Below are 23,402 nucleotides of genomic sequence, written 5' to 3' on the forward strand. Positions count from 1 at the left end.
ATGTGGAAAAAAGCCCTGATCTTATTTGTTTTTTCTACTTTCCTGGCTAACGCCCAAAATCGTCCCCTGCTTTATAATGTAGATGATTTGCCTCAGTCTTTGCTTCAAAACCCTGGTGCAAGAATAGATTTTACCAAGCATATAGGAATGCCATTTCTATCTCAAATTCATTTGTCTGCCGGATCTACCGGGGTGACCGCTTACGATATTTTTTCTGATGAGAATAATAACGTGAATCAGAGGGTTCGGGATGTGATGAATTCCATAACCAACAGAGACTACTTTTCAGTTAATCAGCAAATTGAGGTGCTTTCCCTGGGCTGGAAAGTTGGAAACAAAGGATATTTTTCTACCGGAATTTATCAGGAATTAGATGTATTCGCTTATTTTCCGAAAGATCCTGCTATCCTTGCTTTTGAAGGTAATGCAGATTATATTGGGAGGGATTTTAAGTTTTCTGATGCCAGTTTTACAGGCGAGATCCTCACCGTTTATCATGCCGGTTTAAACTATAAGGTGGATGCTAAGCTGACGGTAGGAGGAAGGTTTAAGCTTTATTCCGGGATTTTTAATGTAGAAAGCACCGGAAATGAAGGTATTTTCAGAACTATAGAAACTCCGGGAGGTCCCAATTTTTATCGTCATGAGGTTAGCGAGTTGAATGTTAGGATAAATACCTCAGGCTATGCCTCTCTCAAGGATGAAGAAGGTATGACGGTAGACCAGGCGGTTTCAGAATTACTCAGTAGATCATTCTTTGGTCAAAATGTTGGGCTGGGCTTAGATCTTGGGTTTAATTACCGGGTGACCGATCAGTTTTCAGTAAATGGCTCTATTCAAGATCTAGGTTTGATGTTCCATCAAAAAGATGTGGAGAACTATAATTATTACGGATCTTTTCAAACCAGCGGACTGGAACCTTTATTTCCGGAATTGGATGATAACGAACAGGCTATACCATACTGGGAGATTTTTGAAGAACGTCTAGATAGGAGTTTACAAGATGAGACTACCGAAAACGCCTATACCACCTGGCGACCTTTAAAGTATAATGCTTCCTTTCAATTTGGTACAGGAAAATCGATTCTGCCTTGTGATTACCTTCTAAGTAAAAAGCCCAGGTTCATGAATTTATTCGGGATGATCATTTCCGGTGCTAACAGGCCAAAAGGTCCTACCTACGGGGTAACCGCCTACTGGGATAGAAAAGTGACCGATAATCTTAGATTCCGCCTGGCCTACGCAGTAGATGAATATACCCTTACGAAATTAGGATTCATGGTATCTTCAAGATTTAAAAATTTTAATATTTATCTTGCAGCTAACGATATTATTGGATATACTAATTTAGCGAATGCCAACAGTGCGTCTCTTCAACTGGGGATGCAATTTATATTTAAAGACCTATGAAAAATTTAATTGCCGCAATTTTTCTTTTTGGAGGAGTGTTTTTTTCTTCAGCGCAGAATATTGATGATTACAAATATATACTTATACCTGAATCCTATGAGTTTTTAGGGGAGGTGAATCAATATCAACTAAATGCCCTGACTAAATTCTTATTTGAAAGAGAAGGTTTCAATACTTTAATGTCTACGGGCGAAAAACCACAGGATCTAAGCAGGAACGGTTGTCTTGGGTTGAGTGCGAATGTCTTGAATAACTCCGGGATTTTTGTAACTAAACTTCAGATAGAACTGAAAGATTGTAACGGTAAGGTCATTTTTAAATCGGAAGAGGGTAGAAGCCGGGAGAAGGAGTTTAAGGTGGCTTATAATGAAGCGCTTCGTGATGCTTTCAAATCTGTAGAAAAACTGAATTACAAATATGATCCTACTTCGGAAAAAAGTTCAGAAGAGAGTGTTGAAACCGTTGCAGTGAAATTTGCTGTAGATACAACTTCAAGCTCAGAAATTACCAATGAAAGCTCTTCTCAACCAGAAATTATTGAAAAGGAAGCTAAATCTGAACCTTCTGAAGATAAACCGAAATATGTACATAAGAATAAAAGTTACCTGCTGAATAAAAATTCTCAGGGATTGGCATTATTTCAGGAAGGTTCTACCGAGCCTATCGCCATGCTTATAGAAACTGACGGAGGAAAAAGTTATATCTATAATTCCTTAACCAGGCAGGGAATTGCCTATTTCGATGCAAACGAAAACCTGGTTGTGGAATATTTCGATCAGCAACAGAATAAAAAGGTGATTCTTAAATACGAGTTATCATCTCAATAGCCGTATTTCTTTTTCCAGCGCTTTTTTAAAAATTCCCTCTGCGCATTTTCCCTTTGGTTATTTCCAGGATTATATAAAGTTGTATTCTTTATTTCTTCTGGCATAAACTCGGCAGCCACAAAATTGCCCTGATGATTATGGGCATATTGGTAATCTTTCCCGTAACCTATGTCTTTCATCAATTTGGTAGGAGCGTTCCTGATAGATAGTGGGACTGAAAGATTCCCTGTTTTCTTGACCAACCGCTGAGCTTCATTAATTGCCATGTAAGACGCATTGCTTTTTGGAGAGGTGGCAAGGTAAGTCACACACTGACTCAGGATAATTCTTGCCTCTGGATATCCAATGGTATTCACCGCCTGGAAAGAATTATTTGCGATCACAAGCGCTGTAGGATTAGCGTTACCTATGTCCTCACTTGCCAGGATTAGTAATCTTCTTGCAATGAATTTTACGTCTTCTCCGCCCTCGATCATCCGTGCCAGCCAGTAAACAGCAGCATTCGGGTCGCTTCCCCGAATAGATTTAATAAAAGCCGAAATGATATCGTAATGTTGTTCGCCGGTCTTGTCATAGAGAACCGTATTTTGCTGAACCTTGGCAAGAACCAGGTCGTTAGTGATCACAACATCCTTTTCTGAAGATGTTACCAGCAGCTCGAAAATATTTAATAATTTCCTGGCATCACCTCCGCTTAGCCTAAGTAGGGCTTCAGTCTCCTTTAATTTAACATTTTTTGAAGCGATGATCTTATCCTTTTGGATAGCACGCTCAAGTAGTGCTACCAGGTCATCTTTAGAAAAAGGTTTTAAAATATAGACCTGACATCTGGATAGCAGGGCAGAAATAACCTCAAAACTCGGGTTTTCTGTAGTTGCACCAATTAGAGTTACCCAGCCTTTTTCCACTGCACCTAATAGAGAATCCTGTTGAGATTTGCTAAATCTATGTATTTCATCTATGAATAAAATTGGACTCCTGGTAGTGAAAAGGCCATCACTTTTTTTAGCTTTTTCAATAACCTCCCTTACATCTTTTACTCCACTGCTAATTGCGCTAAGAGTAAAAAATGGGCGATCAGATTCAGCAGCAATGATATTTGCCAGGGTGGTCTTTCCAACTCCCGGTGGTCCCCAAAAGATCATGGAAGGAATGATTCCCTGCATAATTTGCTGTTTCAGAGCTCCGTTTTCTCCAATTAAATGCGACTGACTAAGATAGTCTTCAAGAGATTTGGGCCGGAGTCTCTCAGCAAGAGGTTGATTCATAGCGATAAGTTATATGACAGATTTACATCTGTAATAGTTTGGATGCTTTTTTGTAATATTAATTAAAATTGAAGAAAATTTGAAAGCATCTAACCCTTTTGTTTTTACCAGCGGAACTATAGGATATCCCATTTTATTCGTCCTTTTGATCTGGATCGTATTCTGGGTTGAGGTGCGGTTTGGAGTCAGTTTTAATAGTTTCGGGGTAAGGCCTGGTGAAATTGTAGGTTTGCGAGGTATATTGTTTTCTCCGTTTATACATTCAGATATTGAGCATTTATTCAATAATACCATTCCACTTTTCATATTGTCCCTTGCACTTTTTTACTTTTACCGGCCTATCAGCTGGAAAGTACTTCTTATTGGCCTGGTCGCTTCAGGCTTGCTCACATGGCTAATTGGCAGGCCTTCGAATCATATAGGGGCCAGTGGGATCATTTACCTTTTAGCTTCATTTTTGTTTTTTAAAGGAATCTTTTCAAAATATTATAGATTAGTCGCCCTCTCGCTTATCGTGGTTTTTATTTATGGCAGTTTGGTGTGGTACGTTATGCCTATAGATCCCACCATTTCCTGGGAAGGTCATCTTGCAGGTATGATCAGCGGTTTTTCCCTGTCTTTAATTTTCAGAAATAATATTGCTGAAGCTCCCAAATATCAATGGCAACAACCAGATTATTCCGAAGAAAATGATCCTTTTATGAAGCATTTCGATGAAAACGGAAATTTTATCGAACACTTACCTGAAGAGGAAAATGAGGTAGATCACAAAGAAACGGAATACAGATACATTTACAAGGAAGATCCAGAAAAGGGGAAGTAAGCCTTCAAATAATCTATTTAAATAAAAAAACCACCCGAAGGTGGTTTTTTATTGATTGGCTAATTCTAATTATTTGGGAAAGCCCAAATATCGTCATCTAATAAATGTCCACCTTGCGCCTGGATCGCTGCATTATAGTTTTCCAGATTGGCTTGACGTTCAGAAATTGGATATAAAAATCTTCTTGGTATAATTCCAGATGGATTCACATTAGGTACAGCATCAGGATTTGGCATCAAATCTGGATAACCTGTTCTCCTGTAATCTACCCAAGATTCTATAGGAGCATTGCCATAAAGTGCAACCCATTTTTCATTGATAATTGTTTCGATCTTTTCACTTTCTGAGCCAGATAAGCTTAATCCATTTACATAAGCATTGGCATCGCCAGAGTCAACTCCAATGTAAAGCATATTTGCAGTTACCGCCTCCTTTAAGGCATCAAGGGCATCAGCATCTGAGCCTCCTGTTCTAACTATAGCTTCAGCCTCGATGAATTTAACTTCCCAGTAGGAGATAAGAGGAGTTGGAGAGTCTGCCTGCCCCCAGAATAATCCTTCAATTCCGGCAAAGCTTTCGCCATCTGTACTATACAAAGGTAGTCTAGGATCGTTATTACTCTCTAATTCATTATAAAGGACTTCAGATATACCCAAAGTGCTAGGTCGGTCATTATCAAATAAAAACCATGGGTTTGCATTTTGAGCTGGAGTACTGTAAATAAAATCTGGCTGCTGAGCTGTACTCGTAAAGGCCTGTTGAATCTCTGCAAGAGCATTTTGTGCAGCAGTAGTTCCATTGACCGACGTTAAATGGAGGTAATACCTGGCCTTTAAAGCATGGGCTACTCCTTCCCAATCAACGTTGTCTGCACTTCCGGCACCGCCGAAAGCTCCAATTCCAGAGGCTACACCTTCATCTATAGATTGGGTTAGCAATGACTGAATTTCCATATAAATTGACTCCTGAGTATCGTAAGTTGGATTCAGGTTACCCTGGTCGCCTACAAAGGCATCAGAATAAGGAATGTCACCCCAGGAGCTTGTGGCTACACCAAGGTTCGCTGCCATATATAATTTAGCCAGAGCGCTAATTTCACCTTCATTGTTCTGTATAATCACGAAGGCATCTTTCATTGAGCCTGCTCCGTACAATCCAAAATCCCAAAGGTCATCAACATCACTCTCTCCTATGTTATATTGGTCATAAGCAATTTGCTGCGCATCAAGGCCATCAAAGTGCTGTACCAGGATACCTGCGATTCTTCCTCCGAGCGCTACTGAATTTCTATGGGTTTGGGCGATCATACCAGGATAAATAGCTCCGGCATTTACTAAATCTGCTGATGGATTGTCTGGATCTATATTCGCGTCTGTAATTTCACAAGAAACAGAAACGCTGATTAAAGCTATCCAGATTAATATTTTTAAAGTTTTCATGTTTTTCTAAAAATTTAATTGAACGTTTAAACCGTAACTTTTGGTATTGGGCTGGTTAAAATAATCCAGTCCCATACCGTTACTATCTCCTGTAAGGTTTGTTTCGGGGTCGACGCCGGGATAATCTGTTTCTAACCAGAGGTTTCTTCCGAAAGCTGAGAAAGATATTCCTTCAAAGAATGAATTGTCAAAGAATTTATCAGGAAGGGAGTATGATAAGGTTACTTCTCTAAGACGTATCCAGGAACCGTCATAAACATTACCCTCATCTACATCTCCAAAACCATATCTTCTCCAGTAGTTGTTATTCTCACTAATTGTTGGATCTGAATAAGGTACTTCCTGCGCATTAGGTTGCCCGGTAGACTGAACTATTCCTTCAAAAACAGTAGTTTGATCTCTTAATAATGTCTCTTCAGACATTCCGAAATAATCCAGGATACCGCAGGTTCCACACCAGATATCACCTCCCTGGCGAATATCGATCAGGAATGATAATCCAATATTTTTATACTGGAACTGGTTGCTAATACCTGCCAGCCAATCTGGAATAGGATCTCCTATAACTCCATCTGTATCGGCCAATAGTGGGTAGCCATCATCATCAATCAGGATGTCTCCAGCATCATTTCTGGCATATCTGCCGCCAAATATGGCTCCATAAGATTCACCAACAACGGCACGAGAACTAGTACCAGAGAATCCGTTAAGGGTAACCGATTCTACTCCCTCTACCAGTTCTTCAACCACGTTTTCGTATGTAGTCCAGTTCGCACTAATATTCCATTCAAAATTTTCAGATCTAATTGGAGTACCTCCAAGGCTCACCTCATAACCCGAGTTGGTAACCAAACCAACATTGGCATATCGGTCTACAAATCCTGAAGAAGGCGCGGCATCTACAAAGATGATCTGGTCTTCGGTTTCTTTGTCGTAATAGGCAAAATCGAATTTTAACCTGCTGTCTAGCATGGATAATTCGATACCAACCTCAAATTCTGTTGTGGTTTCCGGGGTTAGGTCAGGATTACCTGCCCGAGAAGATCTTTCAAAGGAGGTTGCATCATAAGCCGGGAAAGTTACACTCTGTATAAATCCATCCCCGCTTACTGAAGTTCCGCCAAAATTCGTGATCGTTGCAAATACAGGTGCATCATTACCTGCAGAACCCCATGCACCTCGAATTTTTCCGTAATTCAAAAAGTTGCTGTCAAGAAGTTCAGAGAACACAAAACTACCACCTATAGAGTAGGACTGGAAAGTATTGTCACCTACCGGAAGAGTAGAAGACCAGTCATTTCTGAATGATGGTGTTAAGAATAACATATTATTGAAACTTAAAGTGGCAGTCGCAAATACACCAATAAGTTCCCTTCTGGTTGAAACTTCCTGAGCCTGTGTGGTACTAACATTCGACAAATTGAAGAATCCTGGAATAGTCATACCATCACCAAGTACCGTTTGTCGGTTTGTTTTGTTATAGTAGCCGTCATAACCTATGTTGGCATCTATACCAAAGGTATCGCTGAAGTCATAAACCGCGTTAAAGATTCCATTCCAGTTCACATCCTGATTTGATATTACATCATTGATAACACGACCGTTTCCGAACGAAGCGTCCAGAATGTCGAAACCTATCTTTCTGGTGTCGGTATATCTATCAATAGAACCGGAAGTTTTGAAGCTTAACCAGTCGGTGATATTATAGGTTAATCCCATTTTACCAATAAACCTATTAACATCATCCAAGTTCATATTCCTTGCTACAGCAAAATATGGGCTATTATATATACCATCCCTGTAGCTTCTATGGCCTGGAAGCTCAGATCCAGGAATGTCATAAAAGTAGCTGTCTGGATCATCTGCTGCCGCCTGGCCCGATTTTCCGTTACCCATGTCGAAAGTTGGGGTATTCCTTAGAAGTCCAAGCATTACTCCAGAGATATTAGATCCTCTCTGTACACGATTACCTCCTGAATTTGTGTATTGTCCCGAAGCATCCAGAATTAAATCATCTGTTAGGTTTGCTCTAAGATCCAATCTAAAAGTTTTTCTTTCGAATATCTCATTAGGAGAGATCCCTTGCTGATTTAGTTTTCCTATGGAAGCTCTATAGTTTATTTTTTCAGAGCCTCCACTCATGCCAACGCTTAAGTCGGAAGTGATACCTGTTCTAAAAAAATCATAATTATCATAAGCTCGTGCCGGCATTCCGTTACCAGTACCTTCTGGTACCAATCGGCCATTTCTGTCGAATGGATAATCTGTGGCACCATCAAATTCCAGGTCTGAGATAAGTGGTCCCCAAGAATCTCCTTCAAAGGTTTCAGGTCCGCGGTATTGAAGTGCACCTTCAAAATGTCTACCCTGAGCATATTCTCTTTGCAGATCTGGTACTTTGTTATATTCTGCAAATGAAACAGTTGAATTTACAGTAAATCTAGTTTTTCCAGCCTTACCTTTCTTAGTTGTGATAAGTACTACACCATTTGCAGCCCGCAATCCATAGAGAGTCTGGGCGGCAATACCTTTTAAAATCGAAATAGAGGCAATATCATTAGAGTTTATATCAATTGCCCGGTTAGAGAAGTCACTACCCCCTAAACTTGAGTTGTTGTTTGTTTGGGTTGGATCTTCTGAAAAGGATGAGTTATCTATCGGTACTCCATCTACTACAAATAGCGGGGAGTTAGATCTCGTAATGGAGGTGTTACCTCTAACTCGAATATTAGCTGATGCTCCAACAGAGCCTGAAGAAGAGGTTACTTGTACACCCGAAGCTTTGGAACTTAAAGCTGAAACCAGGTTAGTTTCCCTTGATTTCTCTACATCGTCTGCGTCGACCGATTCCAAAGCGTAACTCAGTGATCTCGGTTTTGCCCGAATACCCTGGGCAGTTACAACTACTTCTTCCAACTCAGATTCATCTGCAGCTAAAACTACGTCGATCTGGTTCTCAGCTCCAACCTCAACCTCCTGAGTTTCCTTTCCTACGAAGGAGAAAACCAGAATATCCCCGGGACCTGCGTTGATGGAGTAAAGACCATCAAAATCTGTTTGAGTACCAGATGTAGAATTTTTGATGAAAACATTTACACCTGGAAGAGGCAATCCAGCATCGTCAGTAACGGTACCTGTAATTGTTTGTGTCTGGCTGAATGATAAATGCCCAATTAACACGAACAATAATGCTAAAATGCGTGGTAATTTTTTTTCCATTTTTTATTGACTTTATGATTACGGCATAAAATTGTCAAAAAAACGTTAATAAAAATCAGTAAAAATGTTAAAAAAACAAAAAAAAGATGTATAAAGGTTTAAAAACATGGCGAATAGCCAATATTTGCGGGTGAGTAGCTAGAAAATGATAAAAATCAAATTCAGGTGTATAAACCTCTGTAAAACAAATATTTGTAGGAAATGACTTATTTTTGTTTAAAAAATAAGCTCGAAAAAATTAAAAATGATAAACAAATGTTAAGTTGTTTTTCCAGTGATGGTTAGAAATGGAGCGTTAAAGTCTCTGTCTTACAACTTCATATAAAAATGCTCCGCAGGCAACAGAGACATTAAGAGAGGCGATGTTGCCAAGCATGGGTAGTTTTGCTTTAAAATCTGCCGCTTTTAAAATAGAATTTGAAACTCCTTTCTCCTCATTTCCCATAATAATTCCGAGAGGCTGGTTTAACTCCAGGTCAAAAAGGATATCATTGGTCTTTTCGGTAGCGGCAACCATTTTAATTCCATAGGTCTGTAGATGAAAAACAGCATCTTTTATATGGTTCACCTTACAAATAGGAATCTTGAAAACTGCTCCTGCAGATGTTTTCACTGTATCAGCATTGATTGGAGCCGATCCTTTTTCCGGGATAATAATTCCGGTAACACCACAACATTCTGCGGTTCTTATAATAGCTCCAAAATTACGAACATCTGTTAAGCCGTCTAGTAAAAGAAAGAGAGGAGTAGTGGTTGAATTTTGTGAATTTTCGACCAATTCCTCTAATTGTATGAAAGATATAGGTGAGATGTTTGCGACCACTCCCTGGTGATTTCCCTTGCTAAGTTTGTTCAGTTTTTCAACAGGGACGTAAGAGACACTAATATTTTCCTTTTTCAAAAGTCTGTTTAGCTCTTGAAATAACGGGCCGGATATCCCTTTTTGAACAAAGATCTTTTCAATGGATTTTCCACTTTCAATAGCTTCAATTACTGTTCTTATTCCGAAAATGCGGCTGGTCTCTTTCATTTGGCAAATTTAGTATTATTTGTGAGCATGCTTCATATTAAGACATAAAAAAACCACCCGGTTAAGGGTGGTTTTAGAAATATAAGAAATAAATTCTTACTCTACGTCATCTAGACAACCAACGTAAGTTGACTGGTCTGGAGTTGTTGTATCCCAGAATACGGTAGTTTCAGTAGTATTACCTCCAATCGCAGTTGAAGCTGCAATGAAATTTTCTTCGTTAAGGTTCTGCTCATCTACAGGATAAGTATATCTGTAAGGAACATTATTACAATATTCCTGTGGGATCTTAAGGTCTGGATAATCATACTTTCTCCAAACAGACCATCCCTGGAATGGGTTGTCGAACATAGCGATCCAGTACTGTAAACCAAATTGCTCATCAGATCCGTCATAGGCAACTTCAGACTGTGCAAGATAATCTGCAGCATCAGCTTCAGATCCACCCCAGTATGTTATAGAGGCAGTAATTGCATCATTGTAATAGTCTTCAGCAGAGCCTCCAACTGAATATCCTAATTCAGCTGCTCTAGACAGGTTGAAAGAAACTTCAGTGTAATCTAATAAAATTCCTTCTCTAGTTGGATCTAAAAATGCAGTTCCAATATGAGTGTAAGACAGGTAGTTATTACTAGCTCCGTAGATACCACCTTCGTATCCATCACCAAGGTTATCATCGAAATAAGCCATTCTACGTGGGTCTTCCAAATCGTTCATATATTCACTGATTGTATTCGAAATCAAGAAATCTGAACGACCACTCTGTACTAGGTCTTCCCAAAGTGGGTTAGTGTTAGGATCTGCTCCCTGATATGCGATATTTGCGCTTTCAGAGTTAGACATAAAAACACCACCATTATATGCTGCTTCCACAGCTGTTTGAGAAAGCCCTGGATTAGCATCAGAAATTCTCATACCAAGTCTCAATAAAAGAGAATTGTTGAATCTCATCCAGCTATCCATATCTCCGTTAAAGATAACGTCTGCAGTAGAGTATCCATCACCGGCAGATAGCATTGCCATATTCGCTTGAAGACGGCTAATTAAGTCTTCATAAATGGCTGCATCATCATCATATTCAGGATTTGGAAATTCTTCCGCCTGAAGAGCTTGATTATAAGGGATGTCTCCGAAAGAATCTGCTAGAACACTCCATGCGTAAACTTCAATTACCTCAAGCTGTCCTAATCTTGCATCGATCTCTGATTGCTCAAGTTCAGCGTTTCCCTGAACAATTGATTTAGCATCCTGAAGATCTAATAATACATCTCTGTATAATTCAGACCATACCTGATCTGGATTCTGACGTGCAGTAAAATCATAGTTTGGTTCATCCAAATATGTTGTTGCAGTCAAATATTGACCTAAGAATCTAAAAAGTGTGTTGTTAACGTTTGGGCTAGCCATCTCGTCACCTAAAGCCACGGTTGCAGAAGTAAATAAGAAATCTGAAGCAACCTGTGTTGGGTTTTTAGGGTCTCTATTGTATCTCTCGTACTTCTCGTCGGTCATACATGACCATAACGTTACGAGGGCTGTAATAGCTACTATATACTTTTTCATGATTGTTTTTTATTAAAAGTTTAATTTAAGACTTCCACCAATTTCACGTACTGCTGGATATGCTCCAGATTGGTATCCCTGGATGTTACCAGCACTTAAACCTGCTTCTGGATCAGAGTAAGGAATGTTCTTGTGGATGATCCAAAGGTTACGACCAATTACAGAGAAAGATGCTCTGGTAAATGGAATCGCGTCCAGGATCTTGTCTCCAAAGTTCCAGGTAATGTTAGCTTCTCTAAGTTTTACGAAAGAAGCGTCATAAATGTGACCTGCGTTAGCATTTCTGGCATATCCAAAAGGGTTACCAAAATAGTCAGCTCTACCTCTCACAGTATTTTCACTTGTGTTAGTTACGTCATAAGTACCATCGTCGTTGAAAGTAACATCTGCTTGTACACCATCAAGAAGTACTCCTCCACTGGCTGGATCATATGTTCCATCTTCATTTTGAATGATTGGGTCTCTTCGTGGGTTACCAAGGTCATTTGGACCAACACTTTGATCATAAACACCAGTTGCGTAACCATACCAGGTATCAAGAGAGAAGATGTCTCCTCCTTTTTGAACATCGATAAGGAATCCTAAAGATAGATTTTTGTATCTGAAAGTGTTCTGAACACCACCGGTCCAGTCTGGCTGGTAATTACCAATTACGTTGTTGGCAGTTGGAGTTCTTAGGTAGTAACCACCAGAGTTAATAACCTTGTTTCCTTGGTCATCATATACATAATCTGTACCTCTAATAGTACCATAAGGCTCACCTGGAGTAGCGTTAATTGATACACCACCCTGTAGGCTTGCAAGCTGAAGGTTGTCTATACCATCAGTAAGTTCAAGAACTTCACTTCGGTTTCTTGCGAAGTTCACGTTCATAGACCAGTCAAAGTTTTCAGTTCTAATTGGGTTTAATCTAAGAGAAGCTTCAATACCCTTATTCTCTACTGTACCTGCATTAAGCAGTTTAGATACGAAACCTGTTGAAGTAGATACCGGTACTGGAGTAATCTGGTCGTAAGTTCTGGAGTTATAGTAAGTTACGTCAAACCCAACTCTGCTGTCGAAGAAATTAGCTTCTAAACCAACTTCCCAAGACTCAGTGCTCTCTGGTTTTAAGTTAGGGTTATTAAGGCTGTTATTGTTGCTAGCTACACCTGCACTTCCAAAAGGAGCTACAATACCATAGGTATTAAAAACTCTGTAAGGATCTGTATCGTTACCTACTTCAGCGAAGTTAGCTCTAAGTTTTGCAAAACCTAACCAGTCTGCATCGATCCAGTTAGAAACGATCACGTTACCAGAAATAGAAGGATACCAGAAAGTGTTGTTATCTACCGGAAGAGTAGAAGAACGGTCTCTTCTTATTGTTCCTTCAAGGTAATAAGTATCTAAGTATCCAAGGCTGGCACGAGCATAGATACCATCTACCATTCTCACCGCTTCATACTCGAGTGGAGGATTTAACGGGCTGGTACTGTTACTTAATGCATAAAACCCAGGTGCATTAAGTCCACCGTTAGTGCTTGCTCTAATAGAAGAATTTTCATTTCTACGAATATTGAAACCTACGTTACCATCAAGGTTAAGGTCTTCCGTAAGATCTTTGTTGAAGTTAAGAATAAGATCCCAGTTATATTCAGCAACACGGTTGTTAAATCTTGAGTAGGAAGATACTCCTACAGAACCTACGTTTCTTCTTTCTTCCTGTAATTCATCGTATGTATCGAAAGAGAATCTACCAAGAACGGTAAATACATCACTCAATTCATAGTTAAGGTTTACGTTACCAAAATATCTGTTTCTGGTATCGGTCTGGTAGTTCTCATAGAATGTCCAGTAAGGGTTGTCCGTATATATAGGAGTAAGATCTTCTGGTCCGTTAGGGTTCCAGGTGATGTTTTCTCCAGTTTCGAAATACGCAGTTCTCTGGTCTCTGAAATCTACGTTAGCCTGGTTCCACTGTCTGAAAGACTGCATAACGTTAAGTGCACTATATCCTGTACCGTAACGTCCTTTACCATCTGTTTTAGTGTAGGTAATGTTGGCCTCAGCAGAAAGCTTGTCTGTAAATTCGTGAGTTCCGCTGAATTTAAGAGAGTTCCTCTTTATCTTACTGTTTGGAAGGTTACCAGTCTGGTTGAAGGTAGTTCCACTAAGCCTGAAAGAGCTAGTTTCGTTACCGCCATCTAAGGCAACAGAGTTAATTGAAGTGTAACCAGTTCCCCAAACATAGTTAGGGTCGTTTTCTGCAGCAACCCAAGGAGTTGCCTGCTGATAAAAATCAAGAGCCGTTCCTTCTAATGATGGATAAATAGAATTCCACTGGTAGATCATTCTGTTTGGATCGAATGCTGCTCCGAAGGAAGCATCCTCTGTAAATGGAGTAACCTCGTCTAGATTTCCGTCTCCATCAACATCATAAAGGTTGAAATAACCATCTTCAGACTGGTAATAAGCACCATAACCAGCACCATACTGCTTCTGGTATGTTGGTAATGTTTCAGAATGAACATTGCTCACCATAAGGGTGGAGTTAACAGAAACACCAATTCCTTTTCCTTTAGAACCTTTTTTAGTTTCGATAATTACCGCACCGTTAGCTGCACGAGCACCATATAAAGCGGTTGCTGCTGCACCTTTTAATACGTTGATAGAGGCAATGTCATTTGGATTAATATCCGACACCGCGTTACCGTAGTCATAACCTCCTCGACCGGTATTCTGGTTTCTTGTGTTTGGAGTTTCGTTGCTCACAGGGGTACCATCAATAACGAATAAAGCCTGGTTGTTTCCGGTAATAGATGCGTTACCACGAATAACGATGTTAGATGAACCACCAAGAGTTCCGGTGTTTCTAACATTTAAACCAGCAACTTTACCAGATAATGCATTAGTGAAGTTTTGGGTAGGCACAGTATTTACTTCTGCTCCGTCAACTTCCTGAGTTGCATAACCAAGAGATTTCTTCTCCCTTTTAATACCTAATGCTGTTACAACTACTTCCTCTAATTGTGCAGAGTCAGCTTCCATAACCACATCAATGGTATCATTGTCTCCTACTGTGTACTCTGCAGTTTTAAGTCCAACAAAGGTGTAAACTAACACGTCTCCCTGAGTAGCAGAGATCGAGTAATTTCCATCAAAATCGGTTTGTACACCAGTAGATGTACCTTTTACAACGATGTTTACACCGGGTAGCGGCAGACCATCTTCGTCTGTCACCGTACCGGTAATCGTTTGTTCTTGTGCAAAGGTTATTTGCACTACAAACGCCAGTAATAGCGTTAAAATACTACTAAATTTTGCTTTCATTTTTAAATTTGTTTGAATTAGCCAGCGCCAAATGTGCTAATAAAACGTCGATAAAACAAGTATTTAATTTTAAAATCTGGGATATAACCGAATTTTTATTGAAAGTCTTGTTTTCATCGAACCAATAGTGAGAATATTCACATTATGTAGGTTTTTTCTCATCAATTATGCTTTTTTGAAAATTTCTAAAGTGTAAAATTTTGACACTCACTAACTTTATTTGGAAATAAATAAGGTAAAGTTTGAATAATATGTTTTTATTTTTACCTTTGCAGACCCTAAAAAACAGGGGAGTAAATTTTATTAATAATTAGTGTATAGGAAATTATGCCAACAATTTCACAATTAGTACGAAAAGGAAGAGCCAAAATAACCAAGAAGAGTAAATCGGCTGCTTTGGATTCGTGCCCTCAAAGGAGAGGTGTTTGTACACGTGTGTACACAACAACTCCTAAGAAACCAAACTCGGCTATGAGAAAAGTAGCAAGGGTGAGGTTGACAAACGGAAAAGAGGTGAATGCCTACATTCCGGGAGAAGGACACAATCTGCAAGAACACTCGATAGTATTGGTTAGAGGTGGAAGGGTAAAAGATTTGCCTGGTGTTAGATACCACATTGTTCGTGGTGCGCTAGATACTGCCGGTGTTGAAGGTAGAACTCAGCGTAGATCTAAGTATGGTGCAAAACGCCCTAAGAAGTAATTAAAAACTTTTAATGTAAAGAAATGAGAAAAAGACAGGCGAAAAAACGACCTCTTTTACCGGATCCAAAATTTAATGATCAGCTTGTTACACGTTTTGTGAACATGATGATGTGGGATGGTAAAAAATCGGTTGCCTTTAAAATTTTCTATGATGCTATCGCGATCGTAGAGGAAAAGAAACAAGACGAAGAGAAATCTGGATTAGAGATCTGGAAAGACGCTCTTTCTAACGTAATGCCTCACGTAGAAGTGAGAAGTAGACGTGTTGGGGGTGCAACTTTTCAAATTCCAATGCAGATAAGACCAGACCGTAAGGTGTCTACTGCTATGAAGTGGCTTATTAGTTTCTCTAGAAAGAGAAATGAGAAGTCTATGGCGGCTAAATTAGCTGCTGAAGTTCTTGCTGCTGCCAAAGAAGAAGGTGCTGCAGTTAAGAAACGTGTAGATACTCATAAAATGGCTGAAGCTAACAAAGCATTCTCTCACTTTAGATTCTAAAACAACATGGCACAAAGAGATTTAAAATTTACTAGAAATATCGGAATTGCAGCTCACATTGATGCGGGTAAAACCACAACAACTGAGCGTATCCTATATTATACAGGTATCAGTCACAAGATTGGTGAAGTTCATGACGGTGCTGCTACTATGGACTGGATGGAGCAGGAGCAGGAGCGTGGTATTACCATTACCTCTGCGGCTACTCATTGTACCTGGCCTTATAGAGATCAGGAATATATTGTAAATATTATTGATACACCTGGTCACGTTGACTTTACTGTAGAGGTAGAGCGTTCATTGCGTGTACTAGATGGTGTGGTTGCATTGTTCTCTGCGGTAGACGGGGTTGAGCCTCAGTCTGAAACTGTTTGGAGACAGGCAGATAAATATAGAGTTCCACGTCTAGGGTTCGTTAACAAAATGGACCGTCAGGGAGCAGATTTCTTCAACGTATGTCGTCAGGTAAAAGAAATGCTTGGTGGTAACCCGGTACCTCTTCAGGTTCCAATCGGTGATGAAATCGACTTTAAAGGTGTGGTTGATCTAATTTCTAAGAAAGCGATTATCTGGAATGATGAGGATCATGGGATGACTTATGAGACTATCGATATTCCTGCTGAATTAGAAGCAGATGTAAATAAATACCGTGCAGAATTAGTAGAAGCGGTTGCAGAATATGATGAAGCTTTGATGGAGAAATTCTTCGAAGATGAGTCTTCAATTACTGAAGATGAGATCATCGCTGCGTTGAGAGCGGCTACTATAGATATGAGCATCATCCCGATGATGTGTGGTTCTGCATTTAAAAATAAAGGTGTTCAGGCGATGCTAGACGCAGTAATGCGTTACCTTCCATCTCCAGTAGATGTAGATGCGATTGAAGGTACCAACCCTGAGACCGGTGAGGAAGAAAAACGTAAGCCAAATGTGGATTCTCCATTCTCTGCGCTTGCCTTTAAAATTGCTACCGATCCTTTCGTTGGACGTTTAGCATTCTTCCGTTCATACTCAGGTACTCTTGAGGCTGGATCTTACGTGTTGAATGTTCGTTCCGGTAAGAAAGAACGTATATCTAGAATTTACCAAATGCACTCTAATAAACAAGAGCCAATCGATAAGATCGAGGCTGGAGATATTGGAGCAGCTGTTGGTTTCAAGGATATTAAAACAGGTGATACTCTTACAGATCTTAAACACCCAATTATTCTTGAATCAATGACCTTCCCGGCACCGGTAATCGGTATTGCTGTTGAGCCTAAAACAAAGGCTGATGTTGAGAAAATGGGAATGGCGCTTGGTAAGTTAGCTGAAGAGGATCCAACATTTACTGTTAAGACTGACGAGAATTCAGGACAGACAATTATCTCTGGTATGGGTGAGCTTCACCTTGAGATCATTATCGACCGTATGAAGCGTGAGTTCAAGGTAGAAGTTAACGTTGGTGAGCCTCAGGTTGAGTACAAAGAAGCAGTAAGAAGAAACGCAGATCACAGAGAAGTTTATAAGAAACAGTCTGGTGGTCGTGGTAAGTTTGCTGATATCGTATTTGAAATGGGACCTGTAGACGAAGATTTCGAAGGTACAGGACTTCAGTTCGTAGACGAAATTAAAGGTGGACGTATTCCTAAAGAATTTGTTCCTTCAGTACAGAAAGGATTTGAAGAGGCTATGAAGAATGGTCCTCTGGCGGGATTTACAATGGATAGCCTGAAGGTTACCCTTAAGGATGGATCTTTCCACCCTGTGGATTCTGATCAACTTTCTTTCGAATTGGCTGCTAAAATGGGTTATAAAGCTGCTGCTAAATCAGCTGGAGCTGTGATCCTTGAGCCAATCATGAAGGTGGAAGTTGTAACTCCGGAAGAAAACATGGGTGATATTGTTGGTGACCTTAACAGAAGAAGAGGTCAGGTGAACAACATGTCAGACAGATCTGGAGCGAAGGTAATCAAAGCTGAAGTGCCACTTTCTGAAATGTTCGGTTATGTAACTACATTAAGAACACTTTCATCTGGTAGAGCAACTTCAACTATGGAATTCTCTCACTATGCTGAAACTCCTTCTAATATTTCTGAAGAAGTGATCAAAGCAGCTAAAGGAGCAGCAAACGAATAATCTTAAGGAAATGAGTCAAAAAATCAGAATAAAACTAAAATCTTACGATCATAACCTGGTAGACAAGTCTGCTGAGAAAATCGTAAAAACCGTAAAGACTACGGGAGCTGTTGTTACCGGACCAATTCCGTTACCAACAAATAAAAAAATCTTTACTGTTCTTCGTTCACCTCACGTGAATAAGAAATCCAGAGAGCAGTTCGAGTTAAGCTCTTACAAGAGATTGCTTGATATCTATAGCTCTTCTTCAAAGACGATTGATGCGTTGATGAAGCTTGAATTGCCAAGTGGAGTAGAGGTAGAGATCAAGGTGTGATAAAACAGTTCCGCGCACTTCGGTGCGCGGTTAACATGTCCGGAGCGTTTCGCGAAGGAAAAACGGTGAAAAATACAATTCAGGGCTGAAGTGTGTTTTTCAGCCCTAAGTTTTTTAAATAAGTAAACAATTAATAATTAATAAATATGTCTGGGTTAATAGGAAAAAAGATCGGCATGACCAGCATTTTCGACGAGAATGGGAAGAATATCCCTTGTACCGTGATCGAAGCTGGACCATGCGTGGTTACCCAAGTCAGAACCAAAGAGGTTGACGGGTATGAAGCACTTCAACTTGGTTTCGATGACAAAAAGACTGTAAATAAAGCTGCTGAAGGGCACGCTAAAAAAGCAGGTACCGTTGCAAAACGTAAAGTCGTTGAATTCCAGGGTTATAATGAAGATTACAAATTAGGTGACTCTGTTACCGTGGAGCATTTCAGCGAAGGTGAATTTGTGGATATCGCAGGTACTTCTAAAGGTAAAGGTTTCCAGGGTGTTGTTAAGAGACACGGATTTGGAGGAGTTGGGCAGGCCACTCACGGTCAGCACAACAGATTAAGAGCTCCCGGTTCTATTGGTGCAGCTTCTTATCCTGCGAGAGTATTCAAAGGAATGAAGATGGCCGGAAGAATGGGCGGTGAGAGAGTAAAAGTTGAAAACCTTAAAGTTTTGAAGGTTGTGGCAGATAAAAACCTTTTAGTGGTAAAAGGATGTGTGCCAGGACACAAAAACTCATACGTAATCATTAGTAAGTAATGGAAGTAGCAGTTTTAGATATAAAAGGAAAAGAAACAGGCAGAAAAGCAAAGCTTTCTGATTCTGTTTTCGCTATAGAGCCTAATGAGCACGCTGTTTATCTTGATGTTAAGCAATATCTTGCTAACCAACGTCAGGGTACGCATAAAGCAAAAGAAAGAGCAGAGATCGCGGGTTCTACTCGTAAGATCAAGAAGCAAAAAGGTACTGGTACTGCGAGAGCAGGTAGTATTAAGTCTCCTATTTTTAAAGGAGGTGGACGTGTTTTTGGACCAAGACCAAGAAACTACGGTTTCAAATTGAACAAAAACCTTAAGCGTCTTGCTAGAAAATCTGCGCTTTCTATGAAGGCAAATGATAAAGCAATTATGGTAGTTGAAGATTTTTCTTTCGATACTCCAAAGACCAAGAATTTCATCGAAGTTCTTAAGGCTCTGGGGATTGAAACGAAAAAATCTCTAATAGTATTGGGTGACTCAAATAAAAACGTATATTTGTCGTCGCGCAATTTGAAGGCCTCTGAAGTTATAAGTAGCTCAGAATTAAGTACTTACAAAATTCTGAATGCAAAAAATATTGTCTTTTTAGAAGGTTCTTTAGAAGGAATTGAGTCGAAATTAAGTTAATAAACCGTTATGAGCATCTTGATAAAACCTGTTATTACAGAAAAAGCTACTGCAGATAGTGAGATGAACAACCGTTTCACATTTGTAGTGAGTAACAAGGCAAATAAGATTCAGATCAAAGACGCGATCGAATCTGCTTATGGCGTGTCTGTTACTAAAGTTCGAACTATTAATGTCCGTCCAGATCGTAAAACCAGATATACAAAATCTGGAATGATCACTGGTAAAACTAATGCTTACAAAAAAGCAGTAGTACAGGTGGCGGAAGGTGAAACAATTGATTTATACAGTAATCTTTAAGATTAAACAATGTCAGTTAGAAAATTAAAACCAATTACACCTGGTCAGCGTTTTAGAGTAGTTAATGGGTATGACGCCATTACTACTGATAAGCCGGAGAAAAGCCTATTGGCGCCGATAAAAAAATCAGGTGGTAGAAACAGTCAGGGTAAGATGACCATGCGCTACAAAGGTGGTGGTCACAAGAAACGTTACCGAATTATCGATTTTAAACGTGACAAGCAGGGTATTCCTGCAACAGTTGCGTCTATAGAATACGATCCAAACAGAACGGCCTTTATCGCATTATTGAACTATCAAGACGGTGAGAAAAGGTATATTATTGCTCAGAACGGGCTTCAGGTAGGTCAGAACATCGTGTCAAGCAATGAAGCTGCAACTCCTGAAATAGGGAATGCTATGCCATTGGCAAACATTCCTCTTGGTACTGTGATCTCTTGTATCGAGTTAAGACCGGGACAAGGTGCTGTTATGGCGCGTAGTGCTGGTGCTTTTGCTCAATTATTGGCAAGAGAAGGAAAGTATGCTACTATTAAATTGCCTTCTGGTGAGATTCGTAGAGTTCTTGCTTTATGTATGGCAACGATAGGAGCTGTTTCTAACAGTGATCATCAGTTAATGATCGGTGGTAAAGCCGGTAGAAGCAGATGGTTGGGTATCCGTCCAAGAACAAGACCAGTAGCGATGAACCCTATCGATCACCCAATGGGTGGTGGTGAAGGTAGAGCTTCAGGTGGTCACCCACGTTCTAGAAAAGGTCTTCCTGCAAAAGGATTTAAGACCCGTTCAAGAACGAAAGCGAGTAATAAATATATTGTAGAACGTAGAAAGACTAGAAAGAAAAAATAAGATATGGCACGTTCATTAAAAAAAGGACCTTTCGTTCATTACAAACTGGAACAAAAAGTGGCTCAGAATGTTGAGTCAGGAAAGAAAGCCGTGATCAAAACCTGGTCTAGAGCTTCTATGATTACTCCAGATTTCGTAGGACAAACTATCGCAGTTCATAACGGGAAGCAATTTGTTCCTGTTTATGTAACAGAAAACATGGTAGGTCATAAACTAGGAGAATTTTCACCAACACGTTCTTTCAGAGGACACGCTGGTGCAAAAAATAAAGGTAGAAAATAATTGAAGCTATGGGAGTTCGTAAAAGAGAAAGAGCAGAGCAAATAAAAGAAGCCAAGAAACAGGTAGCTTTTGCAAAGTTAAATAACTGCCCTACTTCACCTAGAAAGATGCGCCTTATGGCAGATCTTGTAAGAGGTGAGAAAGTAGAAAAAGCGCTTCATATTCTTAAATTCAGCAAGAAGGAATCTTCTAACCGTCTGGAGAAGTTGTTGCTTTCAGCAATCGCTAACTGGCAGGCTAAGAACGAAGATGCAAGTATCGAAGATGCTGAATTATTTGTGAAAGAGATTCGTGTAGACGGAGGAAGTATGTTGAAAAGACTTCGTCCTGCTCCACAGGGTCGTGCACACCGAATTAGAAAGAGATCCAACCACGTTACATTAGTGCTTGGAGCAAACAATAATACACAAAGCTAAGAGATAGTATGGGACAAAAAACAAATCCAATCGGAAATCGCCTTGGTATCATTAGAGGTTGGGAATCCAACTGGTACGGAGGTAATGACTACGGCGATAAATTAGCCGAAGACGATAAGATTAGAAAGTATATCCATGCTCGTCTTTCTAAAGCGAGTGTATCGCGTGTAATCATCGAGCGCACGCTTAAGCTTGTAACCGTTACTATCACCACTGCAAGACCTGGTATCATTATCGGGAAAGGCGGTCAGGAGGTAGACAAGCTTAAGGAAGAGCTTAAAAAGATTACCGACAAGGAAGTTCAAATAAACATCTTTGAGATTAAGAGGCCAGAACTTGACGCACATTTAGTTGCTGCAAGTGTTGCCAGGCAAATTGAGAATCGTATCTCTTACCGTCGTGCAATTAAGATGGCTATCGCGGCTGCTATGAGAATGAACGCTGAAGGGATCAAAATTGAGATCTCTGGTCGTCTAAACGGTGCTGAAATGGCACGTTCAGAATCATACAAAGATGGTAGAATTCCATTGTCAACTTTTAGGGCTGATATTGATTATGCTTTAGTTGAAGCTCATACTACCTATGGTAGATTGGGGATTAAAGTATGGATCATGAAAGGTGAGGTATACGGAAAAAGAGAGCTTTCGCCTCTAGTTGGCCTTGCGAAAAACCAAGGTAAGAAATCCGGTGCCGGACGAGGTGGAAACAAATCACGTCGTAGAAAGTAATTTTTTAAAGGAAAGAAAAAATGTTACAACCTAAAAGAACAAAATACCGTAAGCAACAAAAAGGCCGTATGAAAGGTATGTCTCAAAGAGGACACAGGCTTTCTAACGGTACCTTTGGGATCAAATCTATGGATTCCAGTTTTGTTACTGCACGTCAAATAGAAGCAGCGCGTATCGCCGCTACCCGTTATATGAAAAGAGAAGGATCTATCTGGATCAAGATTTTCCCAGACAAGCCTATCACTAAGAAACCTCTTGAAGTACGTATGGGTAAAGGTAAAGGTGCCGTTGAATATTGGGCAGCTGTAGTGAAGCCAGGAAGAATCATGTTTGAAATTGGTGGTGTACCAATGGATGTAGCTAAAGAGGCATTACGTCTTGCGGCTCAGAAACTTCCTGTGAGAACTAAATTTGTTGTAGCTAGAGATTATCAAGAATAATATTGGAATTATGAAACAATCAGAAGTAAAAGAATTGTCTGTTGCAGAATTGCAAGAAGAGCTTGGTAAGTCTAGAAAAGCTTATTCAGATTTAAAAATGGCTCACGCTATTTCGCCTTTGGAAAATCCGATACAGTTAAGAACTGTAAGAAGAGACGTGGCGAGATTGGCTACAGAGTTAACTAAAAGAGAACAACAATAATTGTTATTCTGCTGAAAGATGGAAAAAAGAAATTTAAGAAAAGAGCGTGTAGGAGTTGTTACAAGTAACAAAATGCAGAAATCTATCGTGGTTTCTGAAGTGAAAAAAGTAAAACATCCTATGTATGGTAAATTCGTTTTAAAGACGAAAAAATACGTAGCACACGACGAAAATAACGACTGCAAGGAAGGAGATACTGTAAAGATCATGGAAACAAGACCTTTAAGTAAATCCAAGACTTGGAGACTAGTAGAAATAATTGAAAGAGCTAAATAAT

General features: G+C 39.8%; 23 protein-coding genes. 17 read left to right on the forward strand and 6 right to left on the reverse strand.

Translation table 11 applies throughout. The features are described from left to right. Positions 1-1,410: a DUF5723 family protein gene (locus ML462_RS12310; protein WP_240714126.1), complete on the forward strand. Its 1,410-nt coding sequence runs from the start codon at positions 1-3 to the stop codon at positions 1,408-1,410. Further along, positions 1,407-2,237, forward strand: a complete 831-nt coding sequence (locus ML462_RS12315; protein ID WP_240714127.1) for a hypothetical protein — start codon at positions 1,407-1,409, stop codon at positions 2,235-2,237. The genes ML462_RS12310 and ML462_RS12315 overlap by 4 nt, the downstream gene beginning before the upstream one ends. On the opposite strand, the gene ML462_RS12320 is transcribed toward ML462_RS12315, so the two are convergent. Beyond that, a complete protein-coding gene (locus tag ML462_RS12320; RefSeq protein WP_240714128.1) occupies positions 2,231-3,505 on the reverse strand; it encodes a replication-associated recombination protein A in 1,275 nt (424 codons plus the stop codon). The genes ML462_RS12315 and ML462_RS12320 overlap by 7 nt on opposite strands. Before the next feature lie 79 nt (positions 3,506-3,584). Here ML462_RS12320 and ML462_RS12325 point away from each other — a divergent pair, with 79 nt between their 5' ends. Further along, positions 3,585-4,328 (forward strand): rhomboid family intramembrane serine protease, encoded by a 744-nt coding sequence (locus tag ML462_RS12325; RefSeq protein WP_240714129.1) that lies wholly within the window; start codon positions 3,585-3,587, stop codon positions 4,326-4,328. 65 nt (positions 4,329-4,393) lie between these two features. Here ML462_RS12325 and ML462_RS12330 read toward each other — a convergent pair whose 3' ends face one another. From ML462_RS12330 to ML462_RS12350, 5 genes are all read right to left on the reverse strand, one after another. Further along, the gene (locus tag ML462_RS12330; protein WP_240714130.1) at positions 4,394-5,767 is read right to left on the reverse strand and encodes a SusD/RagB family nutrient-binding outer membrane lipoprotein; all 1,374 of its coding nucleotides are present in this window, start codon (positions 5,765-5,767) and stop codon (positions 4,394-4,396) included. Positions 5,768-5,773: 6 nt separating this feature from the next. After that, positions 5,774-8,986: a SusC/RagA family TonB-linked outer membrane protein gene (locus ML462_RS12335; RefSeq protein ID WP_240714131.1), complete on the reverse strand. Its 3,213-nt coding sequence runs from the start codon at positions 8,984-8,986 to the stop codon at positions 5,774-5,776. A gap of 295 nt (positions 8,987-9,281) precedes the next feature. Continuing rightward, positions 9,282-10,016 carry a 23S rRNA (guanosine(2251)-2'-O)-methyltransferase RlmB gene (gene rlmB / locus ML462_RS12340; protein ID WP_240714132.1) on the reverse strand — a complete coding sequence of 245 codons (735 nt, stop codon included), beginning with the start codon at positions 10,014-10,016 and terminating at the stop codon, positions 9,282-9,284. Positions 10,017-10,112: 96 nt separating this feature from the next. Further along, positions 10,113-11,579: a SusD/RagB family nutrient-binding outer membrane lipoprotein gene (locus tag ML462_RS12345; RefSeq protein WP_240714133.1), complete on the reverse strand. Its 1,467-nt coding sequence runs from the start codon at positions 11,577-11,579 to the stop codon at positions 10,113-10,115. A gap of 12 nt (positions 11,580-11,591) precedes the next feature. Further along, positions 11,592-14,888 (reverse strand): SusC/RagA family TonB-linked outer membrane protein, encoded by a 3,297-nt coding sequence (locus tag ML462_RS12350; protein ID WP_240714134.1) that lies wholly within the window; start codon positions 14,886-14,888, stop codon positions 11,592-11,594. A 327-nt stretch (positions 14,889-15,215) separates the two neighbouring features. Here ML462_RS12350 and rpsL point away from each other — a divergent pair, with 327 nt between their 5' ends. From rpsL to rpsQ, 14 genes are all read left to right on the forward strand, one after another. Continuing rightward, positions 15,216-15,590, forward strand: coding sequence for a 30S ribosomal protein S12 (rpsL, locus tag ML462_RS12355; RefSeq protein ID WP_010230128.1), 375 nt, complete (start codon positions 15,216-15,218; stop codon positions 15,588-15,590). A gap of 23 nt (positions 15,591-15,613) precedes the next feature. Then, the gene (rpsG, locus tag ML462_RS12360; RefSeq protein ID WP_156274161.1) at positions 15,614-16,090 is read left to right on the forward strand and encodes a 30S ribosomal protein S7; all 477 of its coding nucleotides are present in this window, start codon (positions 15,614-15,616) and stop codon (positions 16,088-16,090) included. A 6-nt stretch (positions 16,091-16,096) separates the two neighbouring features. Beyond that, positions 16,097-18,208 carry an elongation factor G gene (fusA, locus tag ML462_RS12365; RefSeq protein ID WP_240714135.1) on the forward strand — a complete coding sequence of 704 codons (2,112 nt, stop codon included), beginning with the start codon at positions 16,097-16,099 and terminating at the stop codon, positions 18,206-18,208. Between the two features lie 10 nt (positions 18,209-18,218). Then, the gene (rpsJ, locus tag ML462_RS12370) at positions 18,219-18,524 is read left to right on the forward strand and encodes a 30S ribosomal protein S10 (protein WP_010519396.1); all 306 of its coding nucleotides are present in this window, start codon (positions 18,219-18,221) and stop codon (positions 18,522-18,524) included. Positions 18,525-18,670: 146 nt separating this feature from the next. Continuing rightward, positions 18,671-19,282, forward strand: coding sequence for a 50S ribosomal protein L3 (gene rplC / locus ML462_RS12375; protein ID WP_240714136.1), 612 nt, complete (start codon positions 18,671-18,673; stop codon positions 19,280-19,282). Next, on the forward strand, positions 19,282-19,908 hold the full coding sequence (gene rplD / locus ML462_RS12380; RefSeq protein WP_240714137.1) for a 50S ribosomal protein L4: 627 nt from the start codon (positions 19,282-19,284) through the stop codon (positions 19,906-19,908). The genes rplC and rplD overlap by 1 nt, the downstream gene beginning before the upstream one ends. A gap of 9 nt (positions 19,909-19,917) precedes the next feature. Further along, positions 19,918-20,208 (forward strand): 50S ribosomal protein L23, encoded by a 291-nt coding sequence (rplW, locus tag ML462_RS12385; protein ID WP_240714138.1) that lies wholly within the window; start codon positions 19,918-19,920, stop codon positions 20,206-20,208. Positions 20,209-20,217: 9 nt separating this feature from the next. Further along, positions 20,218-21,057 (forward strand): 50S ribosomal protein L2, encoded by an 840-nt coding sequence (rplB, locus tag ML462_RS12390; protein ID WP_240714139.1) that lies wholly within the window; start codon positions 20,218-20,220, stop codon positions 21,055-21,057. 3 nt (positions 21,058-21,060) lie between these two features. After that, positions 21,061-21,339 carry a 30S ribosomal protein S19 gene (gene rpsS, locus ML462_RS12395; RefSeq protein ID WP_011710692.1) on the forward strand — a complete coding sequence of 93 codons (279 nt, stop codon included), beginning with the start codon at positions 21,061-21,063 and terminating at the stop codon, positions 21,337-21,339. A gap of 8 nt (positions 21,340-21,347) precedes the next feature. Then, the gene (gene rplV, locus ML462_RS12400) at positions 21,348-21,755 is read left to right on the forward strand and encodes a 50S ribosomal protein L22 (protein ID WP_240714140.1); all 408 of its coding nucleotides are present in this window, start codon (positions 21,348-21,350) and stop codon (positions 21,753-21,755) included. An 8-nt stretch (positions 21,756-21,763) separates the two neighbouring features. After that, entirely contained in the window at positions 21,764-22,483 is a 720-nt protein-coding gene (gene rpsC / locus ML462_RS12405; protein WP_072553859.1) for a 30S ribosomal protein S3, read from the forward strand. 20 nt (positions 22,484-22,503) lie between these two features. Further along, positions 22,504-22,923 carry a 50S ribosomal protein L16 gene (rplP, locus tag ML462_RS12410; RefSeq protein ID WP_156274147.1) on the forward strand — a complete coding sequence of 140 codons (420 nt, stop codon included), beginning with the start codon at positions 22,504-22,506 and terminating at the stop codon, positions 22,921-22,923. A gap of 10 nt (positions 22,924-22,933) precedes the next feature. Then, on the forward strand, positions 22,934-23,125 hold the full coding sequence (gene rpmC, locus ML462_RS12415; protein ID WP_240714141.1) for a 50S ribosomal protein L29: 192 nt from the start codon (positions 22,934-22,936) through the stop codon (positions 23,123-23,125). Between the two features lie 18 nt (positions 23,126-23,143). Next, positions 23,144-23,401: a 30S ribosomal protein S17 gene (rpsQ, locus tag ML462_RS12420; RefSeq protein ID WP_240714142.1), complete on the forward strand. Its 258-nt coding sequence runs from the start codon at positions 23,144-23,146 to the stop codon at positions 23,399-23,401. Position 23,402: the final 1 nt, after the last annotated feature.

Source organism: Christiangramia lutea (assembly GCF_022489035.1).
Taxonomy (GTDB): domain Bacteria; phylum Bacteroidota; class Bacteroidia; order Flavobacteriales; family Flavobacteriaceae; genus Christiangramia; species Christiangramia lutea.